The organism is Flavobacterium sp. ASW18X, from assembly GCF_005144745.1.
Taxonomy (GTDB): Bacteria; Bacteroidota; Bacteroidia; order Flavobacteriales; family Flavobacteriaceae; genus Croceivirga.
In genome coordinates, this window is the sequence record NZ_SWKK01000010.1 from 32226 (window position 1) to 58598 (window position 26373).

Here is a 26373-nt window from a genome sequence, read left to right on the forward strand (position 1 = left end):
TAACTTAAAAAAACAAGAACAATAGGTACCAAAACACCACATAATAAATGTGTTTTTTAAAGTTTTTAACTAGCAAGTATGAGTGCTTTGTTATAACTTGACGCTTTTAATAAAACACAGACAAACTGCCATTTTTTTATGACGCTTTCTACAAAAAACCTCCTTATCAAAACAGTGCTTTTAAGCTTTATTTTTAGTCTCTTTTTTACAGCTTGTAAAGAAAAGAAAATAGCTAAAGACACACCCCAAGCTCAAACAAAAGCTCAAGTAGAAACTCCAAAGATTTTAATAAAAAAACCAGCAACTGTAGAAACTCCAGAAGGAATGGTGTGGATTCCGGGGGGTACGTTTAATCAAGGAGCGTTAGAAGGGGATACAATGGCCATGAATCATGAAAAACCTAGACACCAAGTTACGGTAGATGGCTTCTTTATGGACATACATGAAGTTACCAATGCCCAGTTTAGAGAATTTGTAACAGCCACGGGGTATGTAACGGTTGCGGAACGTAAAATTGATTGGGAAGAAATGAAACAACAATTACCACCAAATACGCCCAAACCCCATGATAGCATTTTGCAGCCTGGCGCTTTAATTTTTAAAAAAACGAAGTCTTCCGTGCCTAATTTATACGATTATTCTCAGTGGTGGGAATGGAAAATTGGCGCCAATTGGAAACACCCTAACGGTCCTGAAAGCACTATTGAAGGTAAAGACAACGAACCTGTTGTGCAAGTAGCTTATGAGGACGCTTTAGCGTATTGTGAGTGGGCAGGTAAACGCTTACCAACCGAGGCTGAGTGGGAATACGCTGCACGTGCTCAAAAAGAAAACGCCATTTTTTTCTGGGGAAATGACCACAGTCAACTAAATAAATATGCAAATACTTGGGAGGGTGAATTCCCTAAAGTAAATAATAAAGAAGATGGGTATGAAAGACGCGCTCCAGTGATGAGCTATCCAAAAAATAACTTTGGTTTGTATGATATGGCGGGCAATGTATGGGAATGGACCACAGATTGGTACAATATTAACTACTACAAAGAACTTGCAAATAAGGGTACCATCCACAATCCTCAAGGGCCTACGGCGGCCTATAATCCAAACAACCCTATGATTCATGAAAAAGTAATTAAAGGCGGTTCTTTTCTTTGTAGTGACAGTTATTGTGCAAGCTACCGTATTAGTGCCCGTATGGCAACAAGCATGGATTCTGGAGCTGAGCATGTTGGCTTTAGAGCTATAAAAGATATTCCCCTAGAGTAGTATGTAATATTTTGTAAATACTGGTTGCGTTTAGTAGCTTAGCTGCATGCCATTTAAGTATTTTCCTCCAAACTCTAATTTCTATTTATCCTATACATACCAGTATGAAAGTAACCAAAAGTATACGCTAGTTTTTTTACATGATTCCCTAGGATGTATTAGTTTATGGCGGGATTTTCCGGCGCAGTTAAGCCAAAAGAATGGCATGAATGCTTTGATTTATGACCGGGCTGGCTATGGCACAGCAGCTAAAGCACCCCAATTAGCAGAAAGAGGCGATAATTATCATGAGGTAGAAGCAGACCTTCTAATACCATTCTTAAAACATCTAAATATTGAAAATCCCATTTTATTTGGTCATAGTGATGGTGCAACCATTGCATTAATAGCAGCAGGCAAACATCCTAACTACATAAAAGGATGTATTGTAGAAGGTGCTCATTCTTTTGTTGAAGAAATCACGTTAAAAGGTATTATCCAGGCTAAAAGTGCGTATACTAAGAATGATGTATTGCACCAAAAATTAACCAAGTACCATGGAGACAAAGTACATCAGCTATTTATGGCATGGACAGAAACATGGTTAGAGCCAAGTTTTAAATCTTGGAATATCTTTTCTTTTTTAACTCAAATTACGTGCCCTGTTTTTGTACTACAGGGAGAGCTAGACGAATTTGGTACCTTAGAACAAGTACACGTTATTCTAAACAAAGTTAAAGGTGAAAAACAGGAATTGATTTTAAGAGATACAGGACATTCCCCTCATAAAGAACATCCTGAGATAGTGTACAAAGGAGTAAGTCAGTTTTTAGCAGATTATTTTTGACAATAACGCTATCCTTAAAATAGATTGCTATTCGCAATCTAAATTATCAACTCTTTTTAGTTACTGCTAATTCAAGGTATATAAGTACATATTATTCCACTAATTTCAACAAAATTCTATAATTAGGGGTAAAATATGCCTAGCTTAAGCCTATATACGTTAAATGCAATTTATTTACAATAATTTAATTTGCACTATCCACAACTAATAAACATGCCAAAACAAACTAACGCATACAAATATTCGTTTATAGTAGCCATTGGCGGGCTCATCTTTGGTTTAGATGCGGCCCTTATTTCTGGCACTATTAACTTTATTACTAAAGAATTTGCTCTTAGTGACATACAATTGGGAACAGCCGTTAGTGCTCCCGCATTAGGTGTATTATTAGCACTACCCTTTGCTGGTTACGCTTGTGATAAATTTGGTCGTAAAAAAACATTAATTATCGTAGCTTTTCTCTATTTATTTTCTGCTATTTTTTCTGCATTAGCTCCTAATTACTTTACGCTGGTGGCCGCACGTTTTATTGGAGGTCTGGCGTTTAGTTCCATTTCTTTAGCCTCTATGTACATTGGAGAAATTGCACCTCCTAAACTCAGAGGCAAATTAGTGTCTATGACACAAATTAATATTGTAATAGGTCTATCTGCAGCGTATTTTATAAACTATTTAATTTTAGACTGGTCTACAGCGACTAGTGGATGGGCAGTAGATTATGGCTTAACCACCAACGTTTGGCGCTGGATGTTAGGCTCAGAAATAATTCCGGCACTTATTTGGTTTCTATTGCTGTTTACCATTCCTGAAAGTCCATCTTGGTACCTGCTAAAAAACAGGAAAGAGGAAGCCACTAAAGTGCTTACCAACCTAATGCCGTTAACAGAGATTCCTAAATACATCAATGAGAATCTAGAACGCATCCATTCCAAGACAAAAGAACTTAGTATTGTAGAACAGTTAAAAGGTGTTTTCGCAAAGCGAATGCGTGTCATTTTAATCATTGCTACTACCATTGCCATTGCACAACAAGCCACTGGTATTAATGCAATTCTTTTTTACGCCCCAACGGTTTTTGAACAATTGGGATTAGGTACAGATGCGGCATTTGCACAAGCCATCTGGATTGGTCTCGTAAGTATAGTGTTTACTATTCTTGCCATTCTTTTAGTAGACAGACTTGGACGTAGACCTATGATTATAGCAGGTATGTTATGGATTGTAGCCAGCTTAGTACTTTGTTGGTATGGTTTTTCTCTGGCGGAATATAGCCTAACTCCAGAGGCTTTAATTGCACTAAAAGATGTGCCAAATATTGAACAATTAAATAATCTGGTAGGCGTGGTGTATGATAGTGATTTGGCAAAATACGAAAGCTGGCGACAATATGTTTGTAAGCAATGGTAAACCTTCTTTTCCGTACGATTATTTTTCTAAAACAGTTGGGCAACCTTTGACCAACACTCAGGTGTATAACGACCATCTTGGGGCACTCTATCACGGTGGTGAAAATCTTTATCCGGTAGACCATGACCGTGCTATAAATTCTTTCTTACTAAAAGAAGATGGCACTTTTAACGAAGAATTGATGAAAGAGCTCACTACTATTCCAGATACCAACGTAGGCTTTTTGTACTACTGGGGCATGTGTATACCAGAATGGGTAGAAAAAAAAGAGCCCGAAATTCGAAAAGGGCGTTCCTTGTTTTTAGGTTTTGACATTGATAACCCAACAGCCAAAGACCTTTGGGGCAAAATAATACGTAAGACGGGAGAACTTACCAAGGGTAAAAAGGTGACGGAATTAGGGTATGTATTTGCTAACGAACCACACTGGTATTCAGAAAAAGACCATTGGACCTACAATTACCAAGAAATGCATGGTATCTCTAGCTACACACTCAATAATTTTAGAAAATGGCTAAAGAATACCTACAACAATGATATTAAAAAATTGAATGCCAATTGGGAGACAAAATTTTCCTCTTTTGATTCTGTGGAGATTGAAATACCTATAGATACTGCACTTAGAGGAAAACCTATTTGGTATGATTGGAACCGATACCACATGCAGCGAACTACGGATTGGTTCACTTTTAATCAAGAAAATTTACACAGCGTAAATCCAGAAGCAGATACCCATATAAAACTATTTCCTAGAACGTTTTATGAGGATTCTCGTTCTCACGGGATGGATTTTGAAGCACTTACAGAACTTACCACCATGATTGGTCACGACGCTAAAGCCTTGGGAGGGCCTAGCATTAGACCGCATATTAAGTCTGACTTTGTTGAAAAGTATGCCTACAAGTGGGACGGTATGGCCATTCTACACGATTTTCTAGAGTCCGTGGCTCCAGATAAGATAAATGTAAACTCAGAATCACATTTTCTTTCCTCCGGGCAATGGCGAGATTTAGATACCCGTACCAGTTATGTACGCAACGTATACTGGTTGGCCACTTTAATGGGCATGGATGCCAATATGGGCTGGTTCTGGGCGCGTGACCCAGATGGTTCTCCAGAAGACCGTTTAGAAGGTGAACTTAACTTTTTTGACCCTGGTTTGGGCGGTGCTTATGCAGGCTCTGTAAACATGCAACCCCATGTTGCCAATGAGGTAACACAGGTGATGTACGATTTAAATAGCTTTTCTGAAGAAATCATCGCTCTGCGTAATCAAAAAAGACCATTACGCTTGTTTTATTCAGAAACCTCAGCGATAAATACTCCTGATTATATGACGCAAACGGGTACAATTTACAACGCTTTATTTTTTGAAGGCTTACCACTGGGCTTTGTAACCAAAAATATTATAGAAAAGCAAGACAATAGTACATGGAGTACCGTGTTGGTGCATAAAACCAAATATGTTACGGAAAAAGAATTTGCGGCACTACAAACTTTTTTAAATAATGGTGGTACGGTTATTATTGATTCTGACGAAAGCTTGTCTCTTAATGAGTACGGAAAAGAACACAAACAAAAACTCTCTGCCAGCAAAGGTGAATTGATAGTCTTAAACACAGAAAATATAGAAAGCTTGAAAAAAGCGGCTTTAGAAAGTGTAGCAGACCAAATACCTCCTGTACAAATAGTAGCTGATAATAGTGAAAAATACAAAACCATTATTTCTAGAGTGGTAACCCAAGAAGATGGCTCTTATTTGGTGAATCTTTTGAATGTGGGGCGCAATACAACCAAAATTAAATTGCAATTGGATTCTGGAGAGGCTATAGCTGTTACAGACTTAATGACGATGAATACTATGGAAACTTCATTTGAACTACCATCAGAAGGGGTTTTGTTATTAGAGGTGAAAAAGAAGTAAACTGATTTTATAACATGAATTGGAATAAAATAATGGTGAGCATCTTACTAGGTTTTAGTGTGATTGCTTGTAAAAACCAAGAAAAGAAAGAAGAGGCTAAGACAGATTTAGTACAAAATGAAACTGTTACCAACAGACCTAATATTTTGGTAATCATGTGCGATGATTTGGGATATAATGATGTTGGCTTTAACGGCAGCAAAGACATCCCCACGCCCAATCTTGATGCATTGGCAGCCAATGGTGCTATTGCCACCGCTGGTTATGCAGTGCATCCGTTCTGTGGTCCTAGTAGAGCAGGATTTTTAACAGGGCAGTATCCGCACGAATTTGGTTCGCAGTTTAATTTGCCTAGACGCCATGAGAATGAAGGCAAAGGGATACCGACCAACTTAGCTTACATGAGTAGCACTTTGCAGGATGCAGGCTATTTTACAGGATTAGTGGGTAAATGGCACTTAGGTATAAAACCAGAATTCCATCCGCAGAAAAGAGGTTTTGATGAGTTTTACGGTTTCCTTGGTGGTGGCCACAAATATTTTCCTGAGCAGTATTACTCCGCCTATCAAAATGAAAAAGCCAAGGGGAATGATGACATATGGGAGTACATTACGCCTCTAGAACACAACGGTAATCCTATTATGGATGCTGATAAATACCTAACCGATGAACTTTCTGATGCGGCAGTTAATTTTGTGTCTGACCAAAAAGCGAAGGAAAATCCATTCTTTTTATTTCTAGCGTATAATGCGCCACACGTGCCTTTGGAAGCTAAGAAAGAAGACTTGGCCAAGTTTAGCCATATTACGGATAAAAAACGCAAAACCTACGCTGCAATGGTGTATGCAGTAGACCGTGGCGTAGGCCAGTTGGCAGATGCGTTGAAAGCTAACAATCAGCTAGACAATACCTTAATTGTGTTTTTAAGTGATAATGGCGGTAAAACAACCGAAGGTGCTAATAACTATCCGTTAAAAGAAGGAAAAGGCAGTATGCAAGAAGGTGGTTTTAGAGTGCCTATGTTTATCCACTACCCAAAAGAAATACAAGCCAACACCATTTACGACCACCCTATTTCCGCATTAGACTTCTACCCTACTTTTGCCCATTTAGCACAGGCAAAATTACCTAAAACACAGGAATTACATGGTAAAAACATTTGGGAAAGTTTAACTACTGGCACTAGTGCTCGACAAGACGAAAGCATTTTTGCCATGCGCCACTGGCCTGGCTATTCTGATGTAGCTGTTCGCAAAAATGATTTTAAAGCCTTAAAGAAAGGTAAAGCAAACTGGCAATTGTTTAACGTAAAAGAAGATTTAAGCGAAGAAAACAATTTAGAAAGTGAATATCCAGAGGTATTAAAAACATTAGTATCAGAAGCGGAAGTCTGGTCTAAAAAGCATGTAAAACCCTTATGGTACAATCCCCCAGAATTAGAAACTGACTGGAAAACGCATGACATGGGCAATTTTCCCGGTATTTTTGATGCCTCTGCGCACAAATAAAAACGTTTTTTTACAATGTAAAAGCCACTGCATCTGCAGTGGCTTTTGTTTGGACAACACTTAACACTAACCAATTGGTTACCCAAAGTAAACCTTTAAATCCATTTAGCTAAGACTTCAAAAAGGTCGTCTTTACCCAAAGGCTTTGGAATATAATCCACAAATCCTTTTTCTAAACACTGCTCCCTATCATTAGACATAGCATGTGCAGTTTGCGCAATAATTTTAGTATTAGGGTTAATTTCTAAAAGATGATTTTTTGCTTGGAAACCATCCATATTGGGCATTCTTATATCCATTAAAACAATATCATATGCATCGTCTTTTTTAAACATGCTAATAGCTTCTTCTCCACTGTCCGCAAAAGCCGCTATCAAAGTGGTTCGTTTAAAAATCGTTTTTAGATATTGTCTATTAATTCTATTATCATCTACGACCAATACTCTTTGGTCTTTAAAAAGCGCTTTGTAATCTGGTGTTTCTTTTACAATAAACCCTAAGCTAACTGGTTTAGTTTTTGAGTAGGGAATAATAAAGGAGAAGGTACTCCCTTGGCCAGGTACAGATTCCACTTTAATCTCTCCGCCTAACAAACCAATTATTCCTTTAGAAATAGATAAGCCTAAACCTTTACCAGAATATTTATCTGTATTACTTGGGTTAACACGTTCAAAACGTTCAAAAATGAGTTTTAACTTATCTTCCGTTATGCCTATTCCAGTATCTGTGACGCGGAACATCACAAAATCGCCTTCTATTTGATAGCCAAACTTAACATGGCCCTTATCTGTAAATTTTAGAGCATTCCCTATCAGATTTATAAGCACTTGTTTAAGACGGTTGGGATCTGTTTTGATATTTATTGGCTGATTGGGATTAGGGGTGTAAGCTATAATTTCCACCTGATCCTTTTCTTGTTGTCGTTTAATCTCTCTAAACGTTAATTCTAATTCTTTTACCAAATGATTCAGTTCACATTGGGTAAAATTCATATCCAGTTCTCCTGCTTCTATCTTACTTAAATCTATAATATCATCTACCAGATTGAGCAATTGCTTGCTACAGTTTTCTATAATATCTATATATTCCTTTTTCTCATGAATGTCTAAATCATGATCTCTTAGCAAATTAGAAAACCCAACCAAACCATTGAGTGGTGTTCTAATTTCATGACTCATGTTTGCTAAAAATTGATTCTTGTAAATGTTAGCGCTATTGGCATCTTTAAGCGCTTTTTTTAAACGCTCTTCGGTTTTTTTCTTTTCTGTTATATCTAAAAAAACACCAAAAAAGCTCTTTACGTTGCCTTGGTCATCGAATTCAAAAGGAGAATCTATAGAATAACACCAAATGTATTTTCCATTTTTATGTCTAAACCGGTATTCTATTTTATTTTCTGGTTGGCCTTGAGCTACTTTACTAATGTGCTTTTCTATAGAAGCCCTATCTTCTGGGTGAAAGAGAGCAAAAAATTCTCCATCCTCTAATTTTGCAATATCTTCTGATGTATAGCCTAGAATGTTAGTGTAACCATCATTCATGTAAATATTTACACCCTTTTCCATATCATAGATATAGATGCCAGATGGCGATAATTCTGTAATTTTACTGGTAAACTCCTTTGCTTTTTGCAAACTAGAACGTAGCTCTTTACGGTCTGTAATATCTTGAGCAATACCCTGTAAATGTGTTATGTTACCATACGTATCCTTAACTGCTCTACCATGCGCAAACAACCACCCTTGAGTACCATCTTTACGTATTAAACGTAATTCTAGGGAATAAGGTTCTCCAGTCTCAATAGTTTTTTGAACCGCTTGCTCTAATTTATTAGTAGATGCTTTGGTAAACAGCTTCTTATGGTTTTCATCATCGTAGTTGGGAACACCTAAGGCAGGGTCTAAACCATAAATATCAAATAATTGTTCTGACCAACTTACTTGGTTTGTTGCTAAATCCAAGGTCCAACTACCTAATTTAGCGATATTTTGTGCCATGGTAAGCTCTGCGGTTTTAAGCTCTAAAGCAGCCTCCTTATTTTTAATATCATTGATATTTACAAAAGTGATGACTACCCCAGAAATCTGTTTACGTTTAGTAACAAACGGGCCAACACGTACTAAATAGAAATTGTTTTTAGTATCTGCTAACTGAAATTCAAAACTTTTAAATTCGCTAAGAGCAGTTTTGCATTTGTTTAGTAAATCTGCACGAACCTCTTCTGTGACAAAGGAAGAAAATTTGGCTATGGAACGCCCTTCATCTTGCTCTTCTATCTCAAAAATCTTGGTTATTGCTGGGGTAAATTTTCTAATATTTAAGGTATCGTCTAAAAACAAGGTTCCAATATCTGTACTGTTTAGGAGGTTATCCATGTCATTATACAGTGCTTCTAACTCCTTATTTTTTTCTTGTAATTCTGTATTTACGGTATAAAGTTCCTCGTTAACAGATTGTAATTCTTCATTAGAACTCTGTAGTTCTTCATTAGAAGACATGAGTTCTTCATTAGAACTCTGCAATTCTTCATTACTGGTCTCTAATTCTTCTCTAATATCGTCTAGCAAAACATTCTTTTCACCCAATTCAAACTCCAAATCGGTAATGCGTTGTTGTGCATAGCTAGGAATATCTTCATTTTTAAATGTGACCTCTTCTGCTTTTACAATTTCTTTACCCTCCCCAAACTGAATTAAAAACATGGGATCAGCTTCTGGTTCTAATGTTACACTTTCTAGTAAAACATTGGTAACCACATTACCTTCTAGTGTATGTATGTTAACCGCCTTGTAAGTAACGGGGTTACCACTTTGTTTTACCCTTCTAACCCCATTCCTAATTAAAATGGCTAAGTCTTCCGGTATTAGATGTAATAAGTTATTGGTAAAAAGCCCGTCATTAGATTGGAACCACTTTTTAAAGTCGCCCATCATAAAAGTCAAATCATAATTTTCATTTATATAAACCGTAACGGGCACATGTTTTTTACATAAATGTTTATAATACAGTAATTCTTTCTGAGAAGCAAAACTTCTGTGAGAGCTACTATTGTTTGCATTTAAATAGCTCACTTGGTCTACAATTGTCTTATTCTCTAAGGTAGGTTTTTTACTTTCCATCCTTCCTTCCTTAATTTTATAAATTTTGTTTTTTGCGTCTATTAGTTTAAAAGCCTGACTCATCTTACCTAAAGATTCGCTATTCCCTAAAAAGAGGTAACCATTTTTATTTAGGGAAAATTCAAACGATTTAAATACTGACTCCTTGGCCTCTTTATTTAAATAAATGAGCAAATTTCTACAAGAGATTAAATCTATTTGTATGTAAGGTGGGTCACTAGTTAAGTCATGATATGAAAAAATAATCTTTTCTCTAATCTTTTTAATTACTTGAAGCCTATCCCCTTTTTTTATAAAGTAATTGGTCAAATAAATATCGTTTAATTCTGCAGCATCATTAATAATATATTCACCACTGCTTGCCTTTTTTAAACTTTCTTTATTAATATCTGACCCAAAAATTTTAAACTTGAGGTTTAATTTATGTTCTTGTATGTATTCATCAAACAGTATAGCAAGTGTATATACCTCTTTACCAGAAGCGCAACCAGGCACCCAAATACGTATGGTATCTTCTCCTTTTTTTTGTTGGCAAAGTTTTGGAATTATGCTGTGTTTTAGAAATAGAAATGCTTCTGGATTTCTAAAAAATGTAGTAACGCCAATTAAAAAGCTCTGACTTAAAATTTCAATCTCATCCTCATGATTCAGCAGATACCTAAAATAATCATCTAGCGTATTTGTCTTTACATAACTCATACGCTTATTCATTCTCCGGATAAGTGTGTTGGGCTTGTATTTTTTAAAATCTACCCCACCTGTTTTATATAAAAGTGTTAAAATTTTGTCGTAGATGGAATTGCTATTAGAAGCACTGAGATTTACAAGTTGTTGGTCTTGACTGGCGAGCCAAACAATATTCTCTGCTATTTTCCCAGGTGATAAAATAAAATCTACACAATTGGTCTGAATGGCAGATTTTGGCATACCATCAAATTCAGCAGATTCAGGGCTTTGTACTAAGATTGTTCCTCCTTGCTCTTTTAAATCATATAGTCCTTTGGAACCATCGGAACCTGTGCCAGATAATATAACACCTATAGCATTTTCTTTATATTCTCTGGCCACCATCTGAAAGATGATATCTATAGGTAAATCTATTTGTTTTCTTGTAGCTTTCTCTAACAGTGTAAATTTTCCATCATTTACCCCCAAATTTTTATCCTTATTGTTTAGATAAATGCAATTAGGTTTAATTTCTTGGTTTTCTTCTGCTACAAAAATTTCCATTTTTGTATGAGAAGCCAATAGTTCTGGCATAAGACTTTTAAAGTTTGGTGCCAAATGTTGAACTAAAATAAACGCCATCCCCGGACTATCTGCCATCGCATCAAAAAAATCATGAACAGCTTTGAGACCACCCGCAGACGCACCAATGGCAACCACTAAAAAATCATTATCTAATTGCGGTGGATTTATCTTTTTCATGGTACGTTTTTGGTGTCTTCTTAAAATTTTAAAAGATTATAAGAATTACGACAATCCTTTTAACAAATGTAAGATTTTTACTAATAATTTTAAATTATGTTTAACTAAATTCAGAAAATATAATAACAAAATAGAAACTCTGCTATAAAAGTAGAACATAACCCAACCTCACTTTTAACATGTATATTCACGCCTATAGCCTCTACCCGATTTTTAGTCATGAACAAACCTATACCTCTAGCTTCTGGGTGTTTGTGAAAGGTTTTGTACATGTCAAATAATTTAGTTTTATGCTTATCTAAATTAATACCTAGACCATTATCTTCTACAATAATTTGTACTTTCTTATCCGTAAAGTTCGAGAGAATCTTTACATATCTTTCCTTTGATTTATCTCTATAGTTTGTAGCGTCAGTAATAAAATTTTACGGCACACTTTCTAAATAGGCGGCTACACCATAAACCTTCGGACTTTCATCACATTTTAATAGTAATCTGTACTCTTTTTCTTAATCACTATTCATTTTCTAAATAAACCTTTCTCTATAAAATTTGGGAGTATATCCTACCTTTATTTAGCCCATTACTGAATTAATTTTTAATGGGCATAGAAAGAAAAGAAATTTGTAGCACTAGAATGGATTATTAATGGGACACCCTTAAATAAACAGCAAAGTTTATTTATCCGTTCTCTTATGGTTATTTCAGTTAGTTATAGATGTCTGTAATCCAACAGAGTATCCCTTAGTTCCTAAAACAAGTACAGTTTGTAGCACGATTTAAGATAGGTATGAACGATTAGAAACAAAAAAAGCCACTGATTTCTCAGTGGCTCTTGTTGTCGGGGTGGCAGGATTCGAACCTGCGACCTCCTGCTCCCAAAGCAGGCGCGATAACCGGGCTACGCTACACCCCGAAGGTTATCTTTATTTGGAAAAAAGCGGAGAGACTGGGACTCGAACCCAGGCAGCACTTACGCGCTGACAGATTAGCAATCTGCTCCGTTACCACTCCGGCACCTCTCCAATATTTTCTGTATGAACGTCTTTAAAAATGCGGTTGCAAAAATACCACAAGTAAACATACAATGCAACTATTTAAACAGCTTTTTTTTGATAAATTTCATAACTACCTTATTCTGGGTATTCTACACGCAAGTGATAAATGTTTGTTAGCTTCTTTTTTAGCACCTTCTTTACTGTTTCTATTTCTTTAAGGGTAATATTAGCGTTGGTAAACTGCCCCGCTTTTAGTTGTCCGCCAATAATTTTTTCCACAAATTCATCAATGATAATGTAGGTAGGTGATTTTAAACTTTTAGATGCTGCCTCCACCGCATCTGACATCATTAAAATTGCCGTTTCTTTTGAAAAGGGTATTGGACCAGGATACCTAAAAGGTTCATCTTCAGTATCTGGTTCTATCTCTTGCTGCTTTTTGTAAAAATAATACACCATAGAATCACCATGGTGTGTTCTTATAAAATCAATAATCCTATCTGGCAAATTATTTTTCCTTGCTAATTCTATTCCCGCTATCACGTGATCTATAATTATTTTAGCACTTTCTTTTGGTGGTAAATCATCATGCGGATTAACATTAGTAATCTGGTTTTCTGTAAAGTAGGTTGGTCTGTTCATCTTACCAATATCATGGTAGAGTGCCCCTACCCTAACCAACATAGCATTGGCTCCAATTTCATTGGCGGCTGCTTCGGCTAAATTCGCTACTTGCAAAGAATGATGAAAAGTACCTGGTGCCTTGTTTGCTAATTCCTTTAATAGCTTAGAATTGGTATCTGACAACTCTAATAAGCTTACATCAGAAACTAAGCCAAATAGTTTTTCATATAAATAAATTAATGGCTGCACAAACAACGTTAGCATTCCATTAAGCAAGAAAATAGCGAAAACATACCACTCTATATTATTCATATTCCCTTCATGAATAATATGAAAAGCAAAATACCCAATAATGTAGATTAAGGTTATCTGCCCTACCGAAATAAATAAATTGGCTCTCTTGTATAACTCGGAGACGGTTAAAATTGTCACAATCCCTGCAATTATTTGTAAGAAGATGTATTCAAAACTATTGGGTACAACAAAGCCTAGAATAAGAATGGTTAAAACATGAACAAATAAACCAAGACGAGCATCAAAAAAGTTTTTGAGGATTAAGGGTAAAATACAAAGAGGTACCACATACAGATAATTATCTACCCTTTTCACCACCATAGTAGTGACAAAAACCATCAATAAAATATTAAAGAAAATAAAGGTTACCTTAATATTATTTTCATAAATATCGGGTCTGTAACGCATTAAAAACAAATACAACATTACCAGCACTAATGCCACCAAAACGGCATAACCCAATAAAATAAAGTAGTAATTATTTGCATCCCAAACCTCAGATTCGTATTCCTTTTTTAAACTGTCTAGAATAGTAAAGTTTTCTGCTTCTACTACTTCGCCTTTGGCAATTATTAATTTTCCTTCTGGCACGGTGCCTCTAGTAAAAGAAATTTTGCTTAACTCGTCTTTCAATGCCTTTTCTGATAAATCTTCGTCATAAAAAACATTAGGTTTTATAACACTTTGCAAGGAAGTCTTAAACGGATTACGGACGCTTTCTGCTATAGAATCTTGTACTAGATTTACCAAATATTGTTTTGCGCTGGTTACATCTAATACCTGATGTTTACGAATGAGAATAGCTTCATTATTTTTAATTAGATAGGGTCTTCCTTCTATTTCTCTATTTTTAAAAACCCCCAAGCGGTACATTTCTGATAGCCACTGCTTCCCTATTTTAAAAAGGCGTTCTCTTTCTGCCATACTATAATTAGCCGCACCAAAATGTTTTGCAAATACGTCTGCAAAATCGTTCTCTACCTTGGTAGCAATATTGGCATTATAACTGTAGTAAGAGGCTTTATTAAGTAGTAATTCTTGTTTTTCCTCATCTATTTCTGATAAATTCTTCTGAATATTAAAATCAAATGGAGCATATAAGTTCTCGTACTGCCAAGCCTTTCCTTTTTGATAATCGTACTTAAATTTACCTCCTCTTGGAAAGAAAAAAACAATAAGCCCTACAGTTACTACATAAAGAATGTACTTATAGATACGGGTTTGATTTTTATAAAAATTATCTAAGGATTTTCCCATAATTACGCTTGGACTGTCCCAAAAATAGAAAATATAAATACAATCAAAGGTTATTAACCATTCCGTGGGATTGCACTTAAATTTAGTATTTTCGTGGCACAAAACTGAATTTAATGAAAGAAGTTGTAATCGTGTCCGCTGTCCGCACTCCAATTGGCAGTTTTATGGGTGCATTATCCACTGTCCCAGCACCAAAATTAGGCGCCGTTGCTATTAAGGGGGCCTTAGATAAAATTAATCTAGCAGCAGATGCTGTGCAAGAGGTGCTCATGGGGAATGTGGTGCAAGCAGGAACGGGGCAAGCTCCTGCCAGACAAGCTGCAATTTATGCTGGGATTCCAGATACTGTACCCTGTACAACCGTAAATAAGGTTTGTGCTTCTGGCATGAAAACCATAATGCAAGCCGCACAGTCTATTGCTTTAGGAGATGCTGATATTGTTGTTGCTGGTGGAATGGAAAATATGAGTCAAATTCCACATTATGTTCATATGAGAACAGGCACAAAGTTTGGCCCTTCTACCTTAGTAGACGGTCTGCAAAGAGACGGACTAGTAGATGTTTATGACCAAACCGCAATGGGTGTTTGTGCAGATGCTTGTGCTGATAAATACGAGTTTAGCAGAGAAGACCAGGACACTTTTGCCATACAATCTTACAACCGTTCTGCTGCAGCATGGCAAGCAGGCAAGTTTAAGGACGAAGTGGTCCCTGTAGAAGTACCGCAACGCAGAGGAGATGCACTAGTAATACGTGAAGATGAAGAGTACAAGAATGTAAAGATGGACAAAATACCTGCTTTACGCCCTGCATTTACCAAGGATGGTACAGTAACTGCCGCCAATGCATCTACCATTAATGATGGTGCTGCTGCCCTTGTGTTAATGAGTGCTGAGAAAGCAAAAGAACTTAACTTAAAACCCTTAGCTAAAATAAGAGGTTATGCGGATGCCGCTCAAGAACCTAAGTGGTTTACAACTGCTCCCGCAAAAGCATTACCAAAGGCCTTAGCTAAAGCTGGTGTAAGTATTGATGCTATTGATTATTTTGAATTTAATGAAGCTTTCGCCGTAGTAGGTTTGGCTAACATGAAACTTTTAGGGTTAACAGACTCCAATGTTAATGTAAACGGTGGTGCGGTCTCTTTAGGGCATCCATTAGGTTGTTCAGGTGCACGCATTGTAGTAACGTTATTAAATGTTTTAGCGCAGAATAACGCCAAGTTAGGTGCTGCCGGAATTTGTAATGGTGGTGGCGGTGCCTCTGCCCTAGTTGTAGAACGCTTATAATTTAGATTGATGCAGTATGGCTTAGGGCATTTAAGTGTTGCTCCCTTAAGGATTGCACCAGATAATTCTTCTGAGATGATAACCCAAATATTATATGGTGATCATTTTAAAATTAAAGAAGAACGTAAATTTTGGAGTAGAATACAGTTGATAGCAGACGGTTGTGAAGGTTGGTTAGACAACCGACAACTAACTAAAATAAATGAGGAAACATTCCTTACCTTAGATGCTGTAACACAACCTACGTTATCACAAGATTTACTGTCCTATATTGCCACTAAGGATGATATGCTCTGCCCTATTGTATTAGGTTCTAGGTTAGACATTGCTCCCCTTTTAAATCATAAATACGAGGAAGAAGAAGTAATAACAACCAAGAATCGAACAAATTTGGTCAATACTGCATTTATGTACTTAAACGCTCCTTTTCTATGGGGTGGCAAAACCCCAATAGGTATTGATAGCGCAGGTTTAACCCAAATGGTTTATAAACTAAATGGCGTTAATCTTTTGCGTACCACACAAGAACAAGCCAGACAAGGAGATGCTTTAAGTTTTATAGAAGAAAGTGAACCTGGAGATTTAGCCTTTTTTGACAATACTGATGGTATTATAGATCACGTGGGTATCATTTTAAAAGACAATTATATTATCCATGCGTATGGTAAAGTACGCATAGACCGTATTGACCATACTGGTATTTTTAACACGGAAGAAAATAGATATTCTCACCAATTACGGGTGATTAAAAAAATTCTATAAGGCAAATTATTATGTATAAAAAAAGCCTCGATTTTAAATCGAGGCTTTTTTTATAAGGTGTATCAGGATTACTCCATCATCCCTTTAATTCTCATGAAATTATCATTATCACCTAAAGCACCATAAATGTTTTTAAGTTGTGATAAAATACCTTCATTATCTGGATTCTTTACCAAAGCATCTTCCAAGATTTGAGCTCCTTTTTTAAACAGGCTATCTTTCTTAGCTTTTAACTCGTCATACTTTTTAGTGTCCGCTCTAGAAGTACCTAAATTGTTCATCTCATCTATAAGTCCGTTACCTTCATTTACGTAAGACGTAGACAAGTTTAACATAGCGTTGATGTAGTTTGGATCTATTTCCAAAGCTTTTTCATAAGCTGCTCTCGCACCTTCTAAATCGCCCTGCTCCATGTTAATTACACCAATGTTATATAACAAATCTGGATTATTTGGATCCATAGCAGAAGCCTGAGCCATCAACTCTTTAAACTTATCTTTCTCACCTATACTATAGTAAAGGTTTGCTTTGTTAAGCACCAAATTTACATCATCAGGATTACTTGCAATAGCATCTTCGTAAGCTGCTAAAGCTTCCTCATTCTTACCTTGTTGTTGGTATATAAGTGCGATATTTTTAACTACCTCAGCTCTTTTAGATTCGGTTTTTTCTTCTTTAGGGTCCTTGTGTGTACCCGCCTTTACATATAAATCTCTTGTAGACTTATCTAACTCTTCTACTTCACCTGTGGCAACATTAACCGCCGTATACTTTACACCGCTACCATCATAATTAATTTCTTTTAACTTTTCATAATACTGTATAGCTTGATCATAATTATCTGGACCAACTTGCACCGCACTAGAAGCCGCGTAATACAAATAGATGGTATCCTTAGGACTTAACGTATACGCTTGGTAAAGCTTTTCTGCAGCAGTTTTAAAATCCTTATTGCTGTTATCTTCTACTGCAGAATTAATTAAATCTGCAGTCATTTGAGACATTTTTTGTTTAATCTCTGCACTATATTTTTGCTTACCTGTTTTCTCCTCTATACTTAAGGTTTTCTTGTAAGCTTCTATGGCTGGGTTAAACTCAGATAATTTTGCATGCGCATCACCTAACAAAGCGTAATATTGGGCCTGCATTTTCTCGTCAGCACCAGAAATGCTTCCAGAAGCAGCCATTAATGCTGTTTTAGCACCTGCAGCATCACCAGTTTTCATGGCTTTTGCAGCGGTCTTTATTTCGTCTTTTTGGGCAAAACCTGCTAGAGAAGCTCCCATAGCAAGTAGTATTAACATTTTACCTTTCATTTTCTGTACTTGTTGTAATTAAATATTTAGTGTTTATTTATTATTCCTTTGATTCATCATCATTCCCTTCCGGTGAGGATTGTTCTTCAGAACCGTTTTCGTCTGTCTTATTATCAATTGCCGTGCCATCTTCTTCTTTGACCTCCATATCCAAGACATCTGTCTCGTCTACGGCATCTTCGTCTTTCATCACTTTAGCAACAGCAGCTATGGCATCTTTCCCTTTTAAATTTATTAAGCGAACTCCTTGTGTTGCTCTACCCATAACACGTAGGTCTTCTACACTTAAGCGGATTGCAATACCAGATTTGTTAATAATCATAAGGTCATCAGAATCGGTCACATTTTTAATAGCTACCAATCCACCAGTCTTTTCCGTAATAGATATCGTTTTTACTCCTTTACCACCTCTATTAGTTACGCGATAATCCTCTATATCGGATCTTTTACCATAGCCATTTTCTGAAACTACAAGAATATTATCTTCAAAATTATTTACAGAAACCATACCTATTACCTCATCATTATCGTCAGCTAAGGTAATACCACGCACCCCAGAGGCATTTCTACCCATTGGACGTGTTTTGCTTTCTTCAAAACGAATAGCTTTACCAGATTTTAATCCTAAAAAGATTTCACTAGTACCTGTGGTCAATTTAGCTTCTAACAACTCGTCTCCATCCTTAATAGTGATGGCGTTAATACCATTCTGTCTTGGCCTAGAATACTGCTCTAAAGAAGTCTTTTTAACAGTACCTTTCTTAGTTGCCATGATTACAAAATGGCTATTTACATACGCTTCGTCCTTAAGATCTTGAGTACAAATAAAAGCCTTTACCTTATCATCTGTCTCTATATTAATTAGGTTTTGTATTGCTCTACCTTTAGAAGTTCTACTCCCTTCTGGAATTTCATAAACACGCATCCAGAAACATTTTCCTTTTTGGGTAAAGAACAACATATATTGGTGGTTGGTACCCACGAACAAGTGCTCTAAGAAATCTTCATTTCTTGTATTAGATGCTTTTTGTCCTACACCTCCTCTATTCTGCGTTTTATATTCTGATAACGAAGTTCTTTTGATGTAACCCGCGTGAGAAATGGTAATCACCACTTGCTCATCCGGAATCATATCTTCTATACTTAAATCACCCCCAGCAAAATTGATTTCTGAGCGTCTTGCGTCACCATACTTATCTTTAACTTCTAATAATTCTTCCTTGATAATTTGCATCCTGCGCTCCTTCTTATCAAGAATATCTTTAAGGTCTTCTATGGTTTTTAGCAATTCATCATACTCTTCTCTAAGCTTATCTTGCTCTAGACCCGTTAACTGTCTCAATCGCATTTCTACGATTGCCTTAGCCTGTATTTCGCTTAATTTAAAACGCTCCATCAAGCTATTTCTAGCTTCCTCTACATTAGAAGACCCACGGATAATAGCAATCACCTCATCAATATTGTCTGAAGCAATAATTAAACCCTCTAAAATATGCGCACGCTCTTCTGCCTTCCTAAGCTCGTATTGTGTTCTGCGCACCACCACTTCATGCCTGTGTTCTACAAAGTGATGTATCATTTCTTTTAGGTTCAACAATTGCGGACGGCCGTTAACCAAAGCTATATTGTTAACACTAAAACTAGATTGTAACGCCGTGTATTTGTATAGCATATTTAGAACGATGTTTGGAATAGCATCTCGCTTTAATATGTATACAATTCGCATTCCTTTTCTATCCGATTCATCCCGAATAGTAGAAATACCTTCTATCTTTTTATCGTTAACAAGTTCGGCAGTCTTTTTAATCATGTCTGCCTTATTTACCTGATAAGGAATTTCTGTAACGACAATACACTCTCTGCCTTGCACTTCTTCAAAAGAGGCTTTTGCACGCATCACAACACGTCCACGGCCTGTGTGGAAAGCTTCTTTTACACCATCATAACCGTAAATTGTACCTCCGGTAGGGAAATCTGGTGCTTTAATATGTGTAATTAACTCATCTATTTCTATATCTGGGTTATCCACATAAGCTACAGTACCATCTACCACTTCTGACAGGTTGTGTGGAGGCATATTCGTTGCCATACCCACCGCAATACCAGAAGCACCATTTACCAATAAATTAGGAATACGGGTTGGTAGTACTGTAGGTTCTTTTAATGTATCATCAAAATTTAATTGATGGTCTACGGTTTCTTTATCAATATCCGCAAGCATTTCTTCAGAAATCTTACGCATTTTGGCTTCGGTGTAACGCATTGCTGCAGGGCTATCGCCATCTACAGAACCAAAGTTACCCTGACCATCTACCAACATGTAACGCAAACTCCATTCTTGAGCCATACGTACCATGGTATCATATACAGATGTATCGCCGTGTGGGTGGTATTTACCTAAAACCTCACCAACGATACGAGCAGATTTTTTATGTGAACTTGTAGACCTTACACCTAGTTCGTGCATTCCAAAGAGCACTCTACGGTGTACAGGTTTAAGACCGTCTCTAACATCTGGCAGTGCACGTGACACAATGACCGACATTGAATAATCAATGTAGGCAGACTTCATTTCATCTTCGATGTTAATCGGTATTAACTTTTCTCCTTCAGCCATAAGTAAATGCTAAATTTTATTGAGGTTAAAATATCGTGGCAATATACCAAAAATTGCGCCTTTGTGAGAATCTGCAAACTTGTTTATTAAAAAAATTATTAACACTTTGCTTGCCAATAAAACAACCCATAAAACCGTTAAAGTTTATACAAAATGCTGCCAAATCTCACAATTTCCCAAATCTTTATAGATTATGGGTACGGTATTTGAACATGGTTGTAATACTTTTATTAATTTTAGTTCGGAAAAGATAAGCTATGGATGATAATTTCTCACCAAGAGTAAAAGATGTGATTGCTTACAGTAAAGAAGAGGCTCTTAGATTAGGGCACGACTTTATTGGTACCGAGCACCTTATGCTTGGACTATTGCGAGACGGCAATGGTAAGGCCATCAACATCTTAGATGCTCTAGATGTGGACTTGGATCATTTGAGGAGGAAAGTAGAGATTTTAAGCCCTGCTAATCCGAATTCTGGTTCAGCACAAAAAGACAAAAAGAATTTACATTTAACCAGACAGGCAGAAAGAGCCCTGAAAACAACCTTCTTAGAAGCTAAGTTGTTTCAAAGCTCCTCTATCAATACGGCGCACTTGTTACTATGTATACTTAGAAACGAGAACGACCCTACTACCAAACTTTTACACAAGCTAAAAGTGGATTATGATAATGTTAAGGAGCAATTTAAGTCTATGATAACAAGCGATGACGACTTTTTAGACAATACAAGGGCAGAATCTTTCCCGGGAGAGCCAGATGATTTGGGCGATTCTAAGGAAGGTACTTTTGGTTCTGCGGGTCAGGCTAAATCCAACAAAAAATCTAAGACTCCTGTTTTGGATAATTTTGGAAGAGATTTAACCAAACTTGCAGAGGACAATAAGCTAGACCCCGTTGTTGGTCGTGAAAAAGAAATAGAACGTGTTTCTCAAATATTGAGTAGACGTAAAAAGAACAATCCTCTATTAATTGGGGAACCAGGTGTTGGTAAAAGCGCTATTGCAGAAGGTTTAGCATTGCGTATTATCAACAAAAAAGTATCTAGGATTTTGTACAACAAACGGGTGGTTACACTAGATTTAGCTTCTTTAGTTGCGGGTACTAAGTACCGCGGACAGTTTGAGGAGCGAATGAAAGCTGTGATGAATGAACTAGAAAAGAATGATGACATTATTCTTTTTATAGACGAAATTCACACCATTGTGGGTGCTGGTGGAGCAACAGGTAGTCTGGATGCTTCTAACATGTTTAAACCAGCGTTGGCACGTGGGGAAATTCAATGTATTGGCGCTACTACCCTAGATGAATACCGTCAGTATATAGAAAAAGATGGCGCTTTAGAAAGAAGGTTCCAAAAGGTTATGGTAGAACCTACAAGTGTTGAGGAAACTGTAGAGATTTTGATGAACATCAAAGGTAAATATGAAGACCATCACAATGTAACGTATACAGACGATGCTATAAAGGCCTGTGTTAACCTTACCAACAGGTACATGACAGACCGCTTTTTACCAGATAAGGCAATAGATGCTTTGGACGAAGCAGGCTCCCGTGTGCATATTGTAAATATGGATGTTCCCAAACAAATTTTAGAGCTAGAACAGCAACTAGAAGATGTAAGGGAATTGAAAAATAGCGTAGTTAAAAAGCAGAAGTATGAAGAAGCTGCTAAATTACGGGATGATGAAAAACGTTTAGAAAAAGACCTTGCTACGGCGCAACAACAGTGGGAAGAAGAAAGCAAATTAAATAGAGAAACGGTCTCTGAAGACAATGTGGCTGATGTTGTTAGTATGATGAGTGGTATTCCTGTAAATAGGATTGCACAAACAGAAAGCAATAAATTGGCAGAATTACCAAATCATATAAAGGATTTCGTAATTGGTCAGAACGAAGCGGTACAGAAAGTGGCCAAAGCTATTCAACGTAACCGTGCAGGTTTAAAAGACCCCAACAAACCTATTGGCTCTTTTATCTTTTTAGGACAAACTGGTGTAGGTAAAACACAGCTAGCTAAAGTTTTGGCTAGAGAGTTGTTTGATTCTGAAGATGCGTTAATCCGCATAGACATGAGCGAATACATGGAAAAATTCGCTATTTCTAGATTAGTTGGTGCACCTCCAGGCTACGTAGGTTATGAAGAAGGCGGGCAATTGACAGAAAAAGTGCGTAGAAAGCCTTACTCCGTAGTGCTTTTAGACGAAGTAGAAAAAGCCCATCCAGATGTTTTCAACATGCTTTTACAGGTATTGGATGATGGTTTTATTACCGATAGTTTAGGTAGAAAAATAGATTTTAGAAATACCATCATCATCATGACTTCTAATATTGGAGCTAGACAGCTTAAAGATTTTGGTCAAGGTGTTGGTTTCGGTACAGCCTCTAAAAAAGCACAGGCAGATAGTCACCAAAAAAGTGTGATAGAAAATGCACTTAAGAAGGCATTTGCTCCAGAATTTTTAAATCGTATTGATGATGTAATTGTATTCAACGCCTTAGAACGAGAAGACATACACAAAATCATTGATATTGAATTAAATAAGTTGTACAAGCGTATCAAAAGTATTGGATACGACTTGCAATTATCAGAAGAGGCCAAGGACTACATTGCAGACAAAGGTTTTGATAAGCAATATGGCGCCAGACCGCTAAAAAGAGCTATCCAAAAATACATTGAAGATGCATTAGCAGAAGAAATTGTAAACTCTAATCTTGATGAGGGTGATAGCATTTTTATGGATTTGGATAAAAAGACAGAAGAGCTGACGATTAAAATTCAGAAAGCAGAAAAATCTTCTGAAACTAAAGAGTAATATATTTTAATTTGATAGTAAAGGGAGTCAAAAGACTCCCTTTTTTTATGCGCACAATTCTGTTAAATTTATATCACCCTATTAAATTTTAACAGTAATCAGTAGAAACTTACCGTTAATCTAATTTATTTCAGCAGACAGCCCTACCCATCTACTTTTGTTAACGAGAACACTATATTAAGATTTAATGAAGTTAGGGACGGGAAAAAAACAGGTGGTTGTCCGTGAATACCACCTGGATATTGGTATTATACAGGTTTTTGACAATTATTTAGTTGCACATTTTAATGAAGGGGCTACCTTAACCCTTGAGCGCGTGTACCAATTAATTGGAATATCAGAAATACATTTTAGAGACAAAAACTTTGCTTATATCAGCAATCGCAAGAACTCTTACGCTATAGACCCCATTATCTACACCTATCTTAGAGGTTTAGACAACCTTGTTGCGCTAGCTATAGTTTCTAAAAAAGAAATAGACATGCATAATTTTAAAATAGAAAAGCTTTTCTATAAAAAGTGTATGGAGTTCTTTATAGAGTATGACAACGCTGTGGCGTGGGCTAAAAAAAGAGTAAAAGCAAAGAAGTAATTATTTATCTTTTGCAATTAATCTTTTTGAGATTACATCTCCAACAAAAGCTAATACTATAACTATCAAAAGTTCTGTAAAATCAAAGCCGTTACTTTTTTCTTTATATACTCTAGCGTACAAAAGGTAAGATAGCGCTGGGAGATAGCATCAAATATTTATTAGTACAGTTTTCATATTTTTATTTAAGATTAAAACCCGCTTCTTTTATAAAAAGCGTATCTGTAAAGCGTATATTTTTATTTAATTTATTTATTCTGGGGTCCTTACTAGAATATTTTACACGGTAATAACCACCAATTTCCAAAGCACTGTAATTATCCCCTAAATAATAGGAACTTTTGTATTTTTCCCCATTAACATAAAAATAATAGTTCATAAAAGTATTAGAATTTTGATACTCAATCCCTGTACATTTAGCAATACTGTATTGGGGATAGTATTTAAGATGTAAATCTGTTTTAAACGCCTTGTACCCAGACCATGCCAACAAAGTCCAAAAGAGTATTAAAACACCTGTTTGGCCGTTTAAAAAATCTTTAATCTTACGCATAACCAGCACAACTTATCATTCAGTCTTATCAGCTTCTTGTGTAGCAGGTTGTTCCCTTTTAAATAATTCTAAAAAAGCATTACCAATATTATCCACTAATTGCGAGGCAGTAAAGGCTTCAAAACCACTGGCATTTACACCAACATCAGCTGCTAATCCATGTAAATAAACGCCCATTATTGCAGCTTTTAAACTACTATATCCTTGCGCAAGTAAACCTGCAATCATCCCAGCCAAAACATCTCCGCAGCCACCTGTAGCCATACCAGGATTACCTGTAGAATTTACAAACCCCACACCGTTAGCAAAGGTTATGGTATGCGCTCCCTTTAATACCAAAATACAGTTGTATTTTTTAGAAAAGAGTTTTCCCTTTTCAACCTTATCAAAATCGTCTTTCCATGGTCCTACTAATCGCTCAAACTCTTTAGGATGTGGCGTAAAAACACTGCCTTCTGGTATTAAACCTAAAAAATCTTCTTGATTAGCTAATAGGTTTATAGCATCTGCATCTAGCACCAAGGGTAATTTGTTAGTTTTTAAAAAGGAATGTAATGCTTTTTGAGTACCCTGATCCTGCCCCATACCCATACCTATACAAACAACATTGACTTTTTCTGGCACTTTAATTTCAGAAATACAATCCTCTTTGGTGTCTGTCATCACCATCACCTCTGGTATTGCCGTTTGTAGAGGTATATATCCGCATTTAGGAACATAGGCGGTTACCAAACCTGCTCCTGCCTGTAAAGCACCTTTACTTGCTAATTGTATAGCCCCTATTTTTCCATAACTGCCACCAACCACGGCAACGTGACCATAATTTCCCTTATGGGAAAATTTCAACCTAGGTTGGTATAGTGGAGCAATTTCTGGCTTACCTAGATACTCAAAGGCGGTTGGCAGGTTATAAATATATTCGGGGTCCAAACCGATGTCTAGCAACTCCCAATGGTTTAAATGTTGCGCAGTTTGCGGCAAGAAAAAAGGCAACTTTGGTGTTTGAAAAGACAACACAAAGTCTGCTTGCACCACATTTTCTGGTTTGGTGGGCAACCTATCCATAAACAAACCAGAAGGTATATCTACTGCCAGGGTAAATGCGTTGGCGTTATTAATATGTTGTATTACTTGTAATACCCAATCTTCTGGGTCTCTGTTTAGACCAATTCCAAAAATGGCATCTATAACAATATCATCTTTACCAATTTCTGGCAAATGCAAAGTTTCATCTATAAATTCTGGCCAGAGTTTACGGTCTTTTAAGCGGTCTAGATTTATTAAAAAATCTTTAGAACGTTTTTCACTGTACTTCACTACGTAAACTTCCATGTTATAACCATGCTCCTTAAGCATCCTAGCAAGAGCTAACCCATCACCACCATTATTGCCAATACCGCAGAACAAATGTAATTTTACAGGACCACCTTGCAACCTACTATGCAACCAATTAAATAATTGGTCCGCAGCCCTTTCCATCAGTATATCACTAGAAATACCATATTTCTTGATTGTATAATCGTCAGCGTCATGTACTTGTTGGGCAGATAATATCTTCATTTTCTAAGAAAGGGATTGATTAATTATTAAAATCGTAAAAATTACACAAACGTGTTTGATGCACTTTTGGTATACACTACATTTGATACACACAAATGAACGATGCAATTTAATCAATCGGACATAAAAACTTTCCTATCCAATGGTAAATCGACCCAAACTACGATTACCACTACCACCCCTTTGGGGTAGTCTGTATATATAATTTTCGTCTGTTCAC

16 protein-coding genes and 2 tRNA genes are annotated in these 26373 nt (G+C 36.5%); 9 read left to right on the forward strand and 9 right to left on the reverse strand.

Annotated features, from left to right (window positions below; translation table 11 throughout):
• Positions 1–138 precede the first annotated feature (138 nt).
• The 5 genes from FBT53_RS08125 to FBT53_RS08145 all read left to right on the forward strand — a co-directional run bounded on the left by FBT53_RS08125 (position 139) and on the right by FBT53_RS08145 (position 6931).
• Positions 139–1266 (forward strand): formylglycine-generating enzyme family protein, encoded by a 1128-nt coding sequence (locus FBT53_RS08125; RefSeq protein ID WP_136950687.1) that lies wholly within the window; start codon positions 139–141, stop codon positions 1264–1266.
• 46 nt (positions 1267–1312) lie between these two features.
• Positions 1313–2092 (forward strand): alpha/beta fold hydrolase, encoded by a 780-nt coding sequence (locus FBT53_RS08130; protein ID WP_136950688.1) that lies wholly within the window; start codon positions 1313–1315, stop codon positions 2090–2092.
• A 213-nt stretch (positions 2093–2305) separates the two neighbouring features.
• Positions 2306–3499 carry a sugar porter family MFS transporter gene (locus FBT53_RS08135; RefSeq protein WP_240729786.1) on the forward strand — a complete coding sequence of 398 codons (1194 nt, stop codon included), beginning with the start codon at positions 2306–2308 and terminating at the stop codon, positions 3497–3499.
• Entirely contained in the window at positions 3480–5423 is a 1944-nt protein-coding gene (locus FBT53_RS08140) for a beta-galactosidase (protein ID WP_205729031.1), read from the forward strand. The genes FBT53_RS08135 and FBT53_RS08140 overlap by 20 nt, the downstream gene beginning before the upstream one ends.
• 14 nt (positions 5424–5437) lie before the next feature.
• On the forward strand, positions 5438–6931 hold the full coding sequence (locus tag FBT53_RS08145; RefSeq protein WP_136950689.1) for a sulfatase-like hydrolase/transferase: 1494 nt from the start codon (positions 5438–5440) through the stop codon (positions 6929–6931).
• A 95-nt stretch (positions 6932–7026) separates the two neighbouring features.
• Here FBT53_RS08145 and FBT53_RS08150 read toward each other — a convergent pair whose 3' ends face one another.
• From FBT53_RS08150 to FBT53_RS08170, 5 genes are all read right to left on the reverse strand, one after another.
• Positions 7027–11478, reverse strand: coding sequence for a chemotaxis protein CheB (locus FBT53_RS08150; RefSeq protein ID WP_136950690.1), 4452 nt, complete (start codon positions 11476–11478; stop codon positions 7027–7029).
• Between the two features lie 110 nt (positions 11479–11588).
• Positions 11589–11897, reverse strand: coding sequence for an ATP-binding protein (locus FBT53_RS08155; RefSeq protein WP_136950691.1), 309 nt, complete (start codon positions 11895–11897; stop codon positions 11589–11591).
• Positions 11898–12319: 422 nt separating this feature from the next.
• Positions 12320–12394 (reverse strand) — tRNA-Pro (locus tag FBT53_RS08160).
• A gap of 25 nt (positions 12395–12419) precedes the next feature.
• A tRNA-Ser gene (locus FBT53_RS08165) sits at positions 12420–12503 on the reverse strand.
• Between the two features lie 108 nt (positions 12504–12611).
• Positions 12612–14651: an HD family phosphohydrolase gene (locus FBT53_RS08170; RefSeq protein WP_136950692.1), complete on the reverse strand. Its 2040-nt coding sequence runs from the start codon at positions 14649–14651 to the stop codon at positions 12612–12614.
• A 113-nt stretch (positions 14652–14764) separates the two neighbouring features.
• Here FBT53_RS08170 and FBT53_RS08175 point away from each other — a divergent pair, with 113 nt between their 5' ends.
• Both FBT53_RS08175 and FBT53_RS08180 read left to right on the forward strand, forming a co-directional pair.
• Positions 14765–15940, forward strand: coding sequence for an acetyl-CoA C-acyltransferase (locus FBT53_RS08175; RefSeq protein ID WP_136950693.1), 1176 nt, complete (start codon positions 14765–14767; stop codon positions 15938–15940).
• 9 nt (positions 15941–15949) lie between these two features.
• A complete protein-coding gene (locus FBT53_RS08180; RefSeq protein ID WP_136950694.1) occupies positions 15950–16702 on the forward strand; it encodes a C40 family peptidase in 753 nt (250 codons plus the stop codon).
• A gap of 68 nt (positions 16703–16770) precedes the next feature.
• Here FBT53_RS08180 and FBT53_RS08185 read toward each other — a convergent pair whose 3' ends face one another.
• Positions 16771–18018 (reverse strand): tetratricopeptide repeat protein, encoded by a 1248-nt coding sequence (locus FBT53_RS08185; RefSeq protein ID WP_136950695.1) that lies wholly within the window; start codon positions 18016–18018, stop codon positions 16771–16773.
• A 40-nt stretch (positions 18019–18058) separates the two neighbouring features.
• A complete protein-coding gene (gyrA, locus tag FBT53_RS08190; RefSeq protein ID WP_136950696.1) occupies positions 18059–20635 on the reverse strand; it encodes a DNA gyrase subunit A in 2577 nt (858 codons plus the stop codon).
• 257 nt (positions 20636–20892) lie between these two features.
• On the opposite strand from gyrA, the gene FBT53_RS08195 reads away from it, so the two are divergent.
• A complete protein-coding gene (locus tag FBT53_RS08195; protein ID WP_136950697.1) occupies positions 20893–23448 on the forward strand; it encodes an ATP-dependent Clp protease ATP-binding subunit in 2556 nt (851 codons plus the stop codon).
• A 187-nt stretch (positions 23449–23635) separates the two neighbouring features.
• Entirely contained in the window at positions 23636–24040 is a 405-nt protein-coding gene (locus FBT53_RS08200; protein WP_136950698.1) for an STAS/SEC14 domain-containing protein, read from the forward strand.
• Positions 24041–24221: 181 nt separating this feature from the next.
• On the opposite strand, the gene FBT53_RS08205 is transcribed toward FBT53_RS08200, so the two are convergent.
• Together FBT53_RS08205 and FBT53_RS08210 are read right to left on the reverse strand one after the other, a co-directional pair.
• Positions 24222–24593, reverse strand: coding sequence for a hypothetical protein (locus FBT53_RS08205; RefSeq protein WP_136950699.1), 372 nt, complete (start codon positions 24591–24593; stop codon positions 24222–24224).
• A 15-nt stretch (positions 24594–24608) separates the two neighbouring features.
• Positions 24609–26153: an NAD(P)H-hydrate dehydratase gene (locus FBT53_RS08210; RefSeq protein WP_136950700.1), complete on the reverse strand. Its 1545-nt coding sequence runs from the start codon at positions 26151–26153 to the stop codon at positions 24609–24611.
• Positions 26154–26373: the final 220 nt, after the last annotated feature.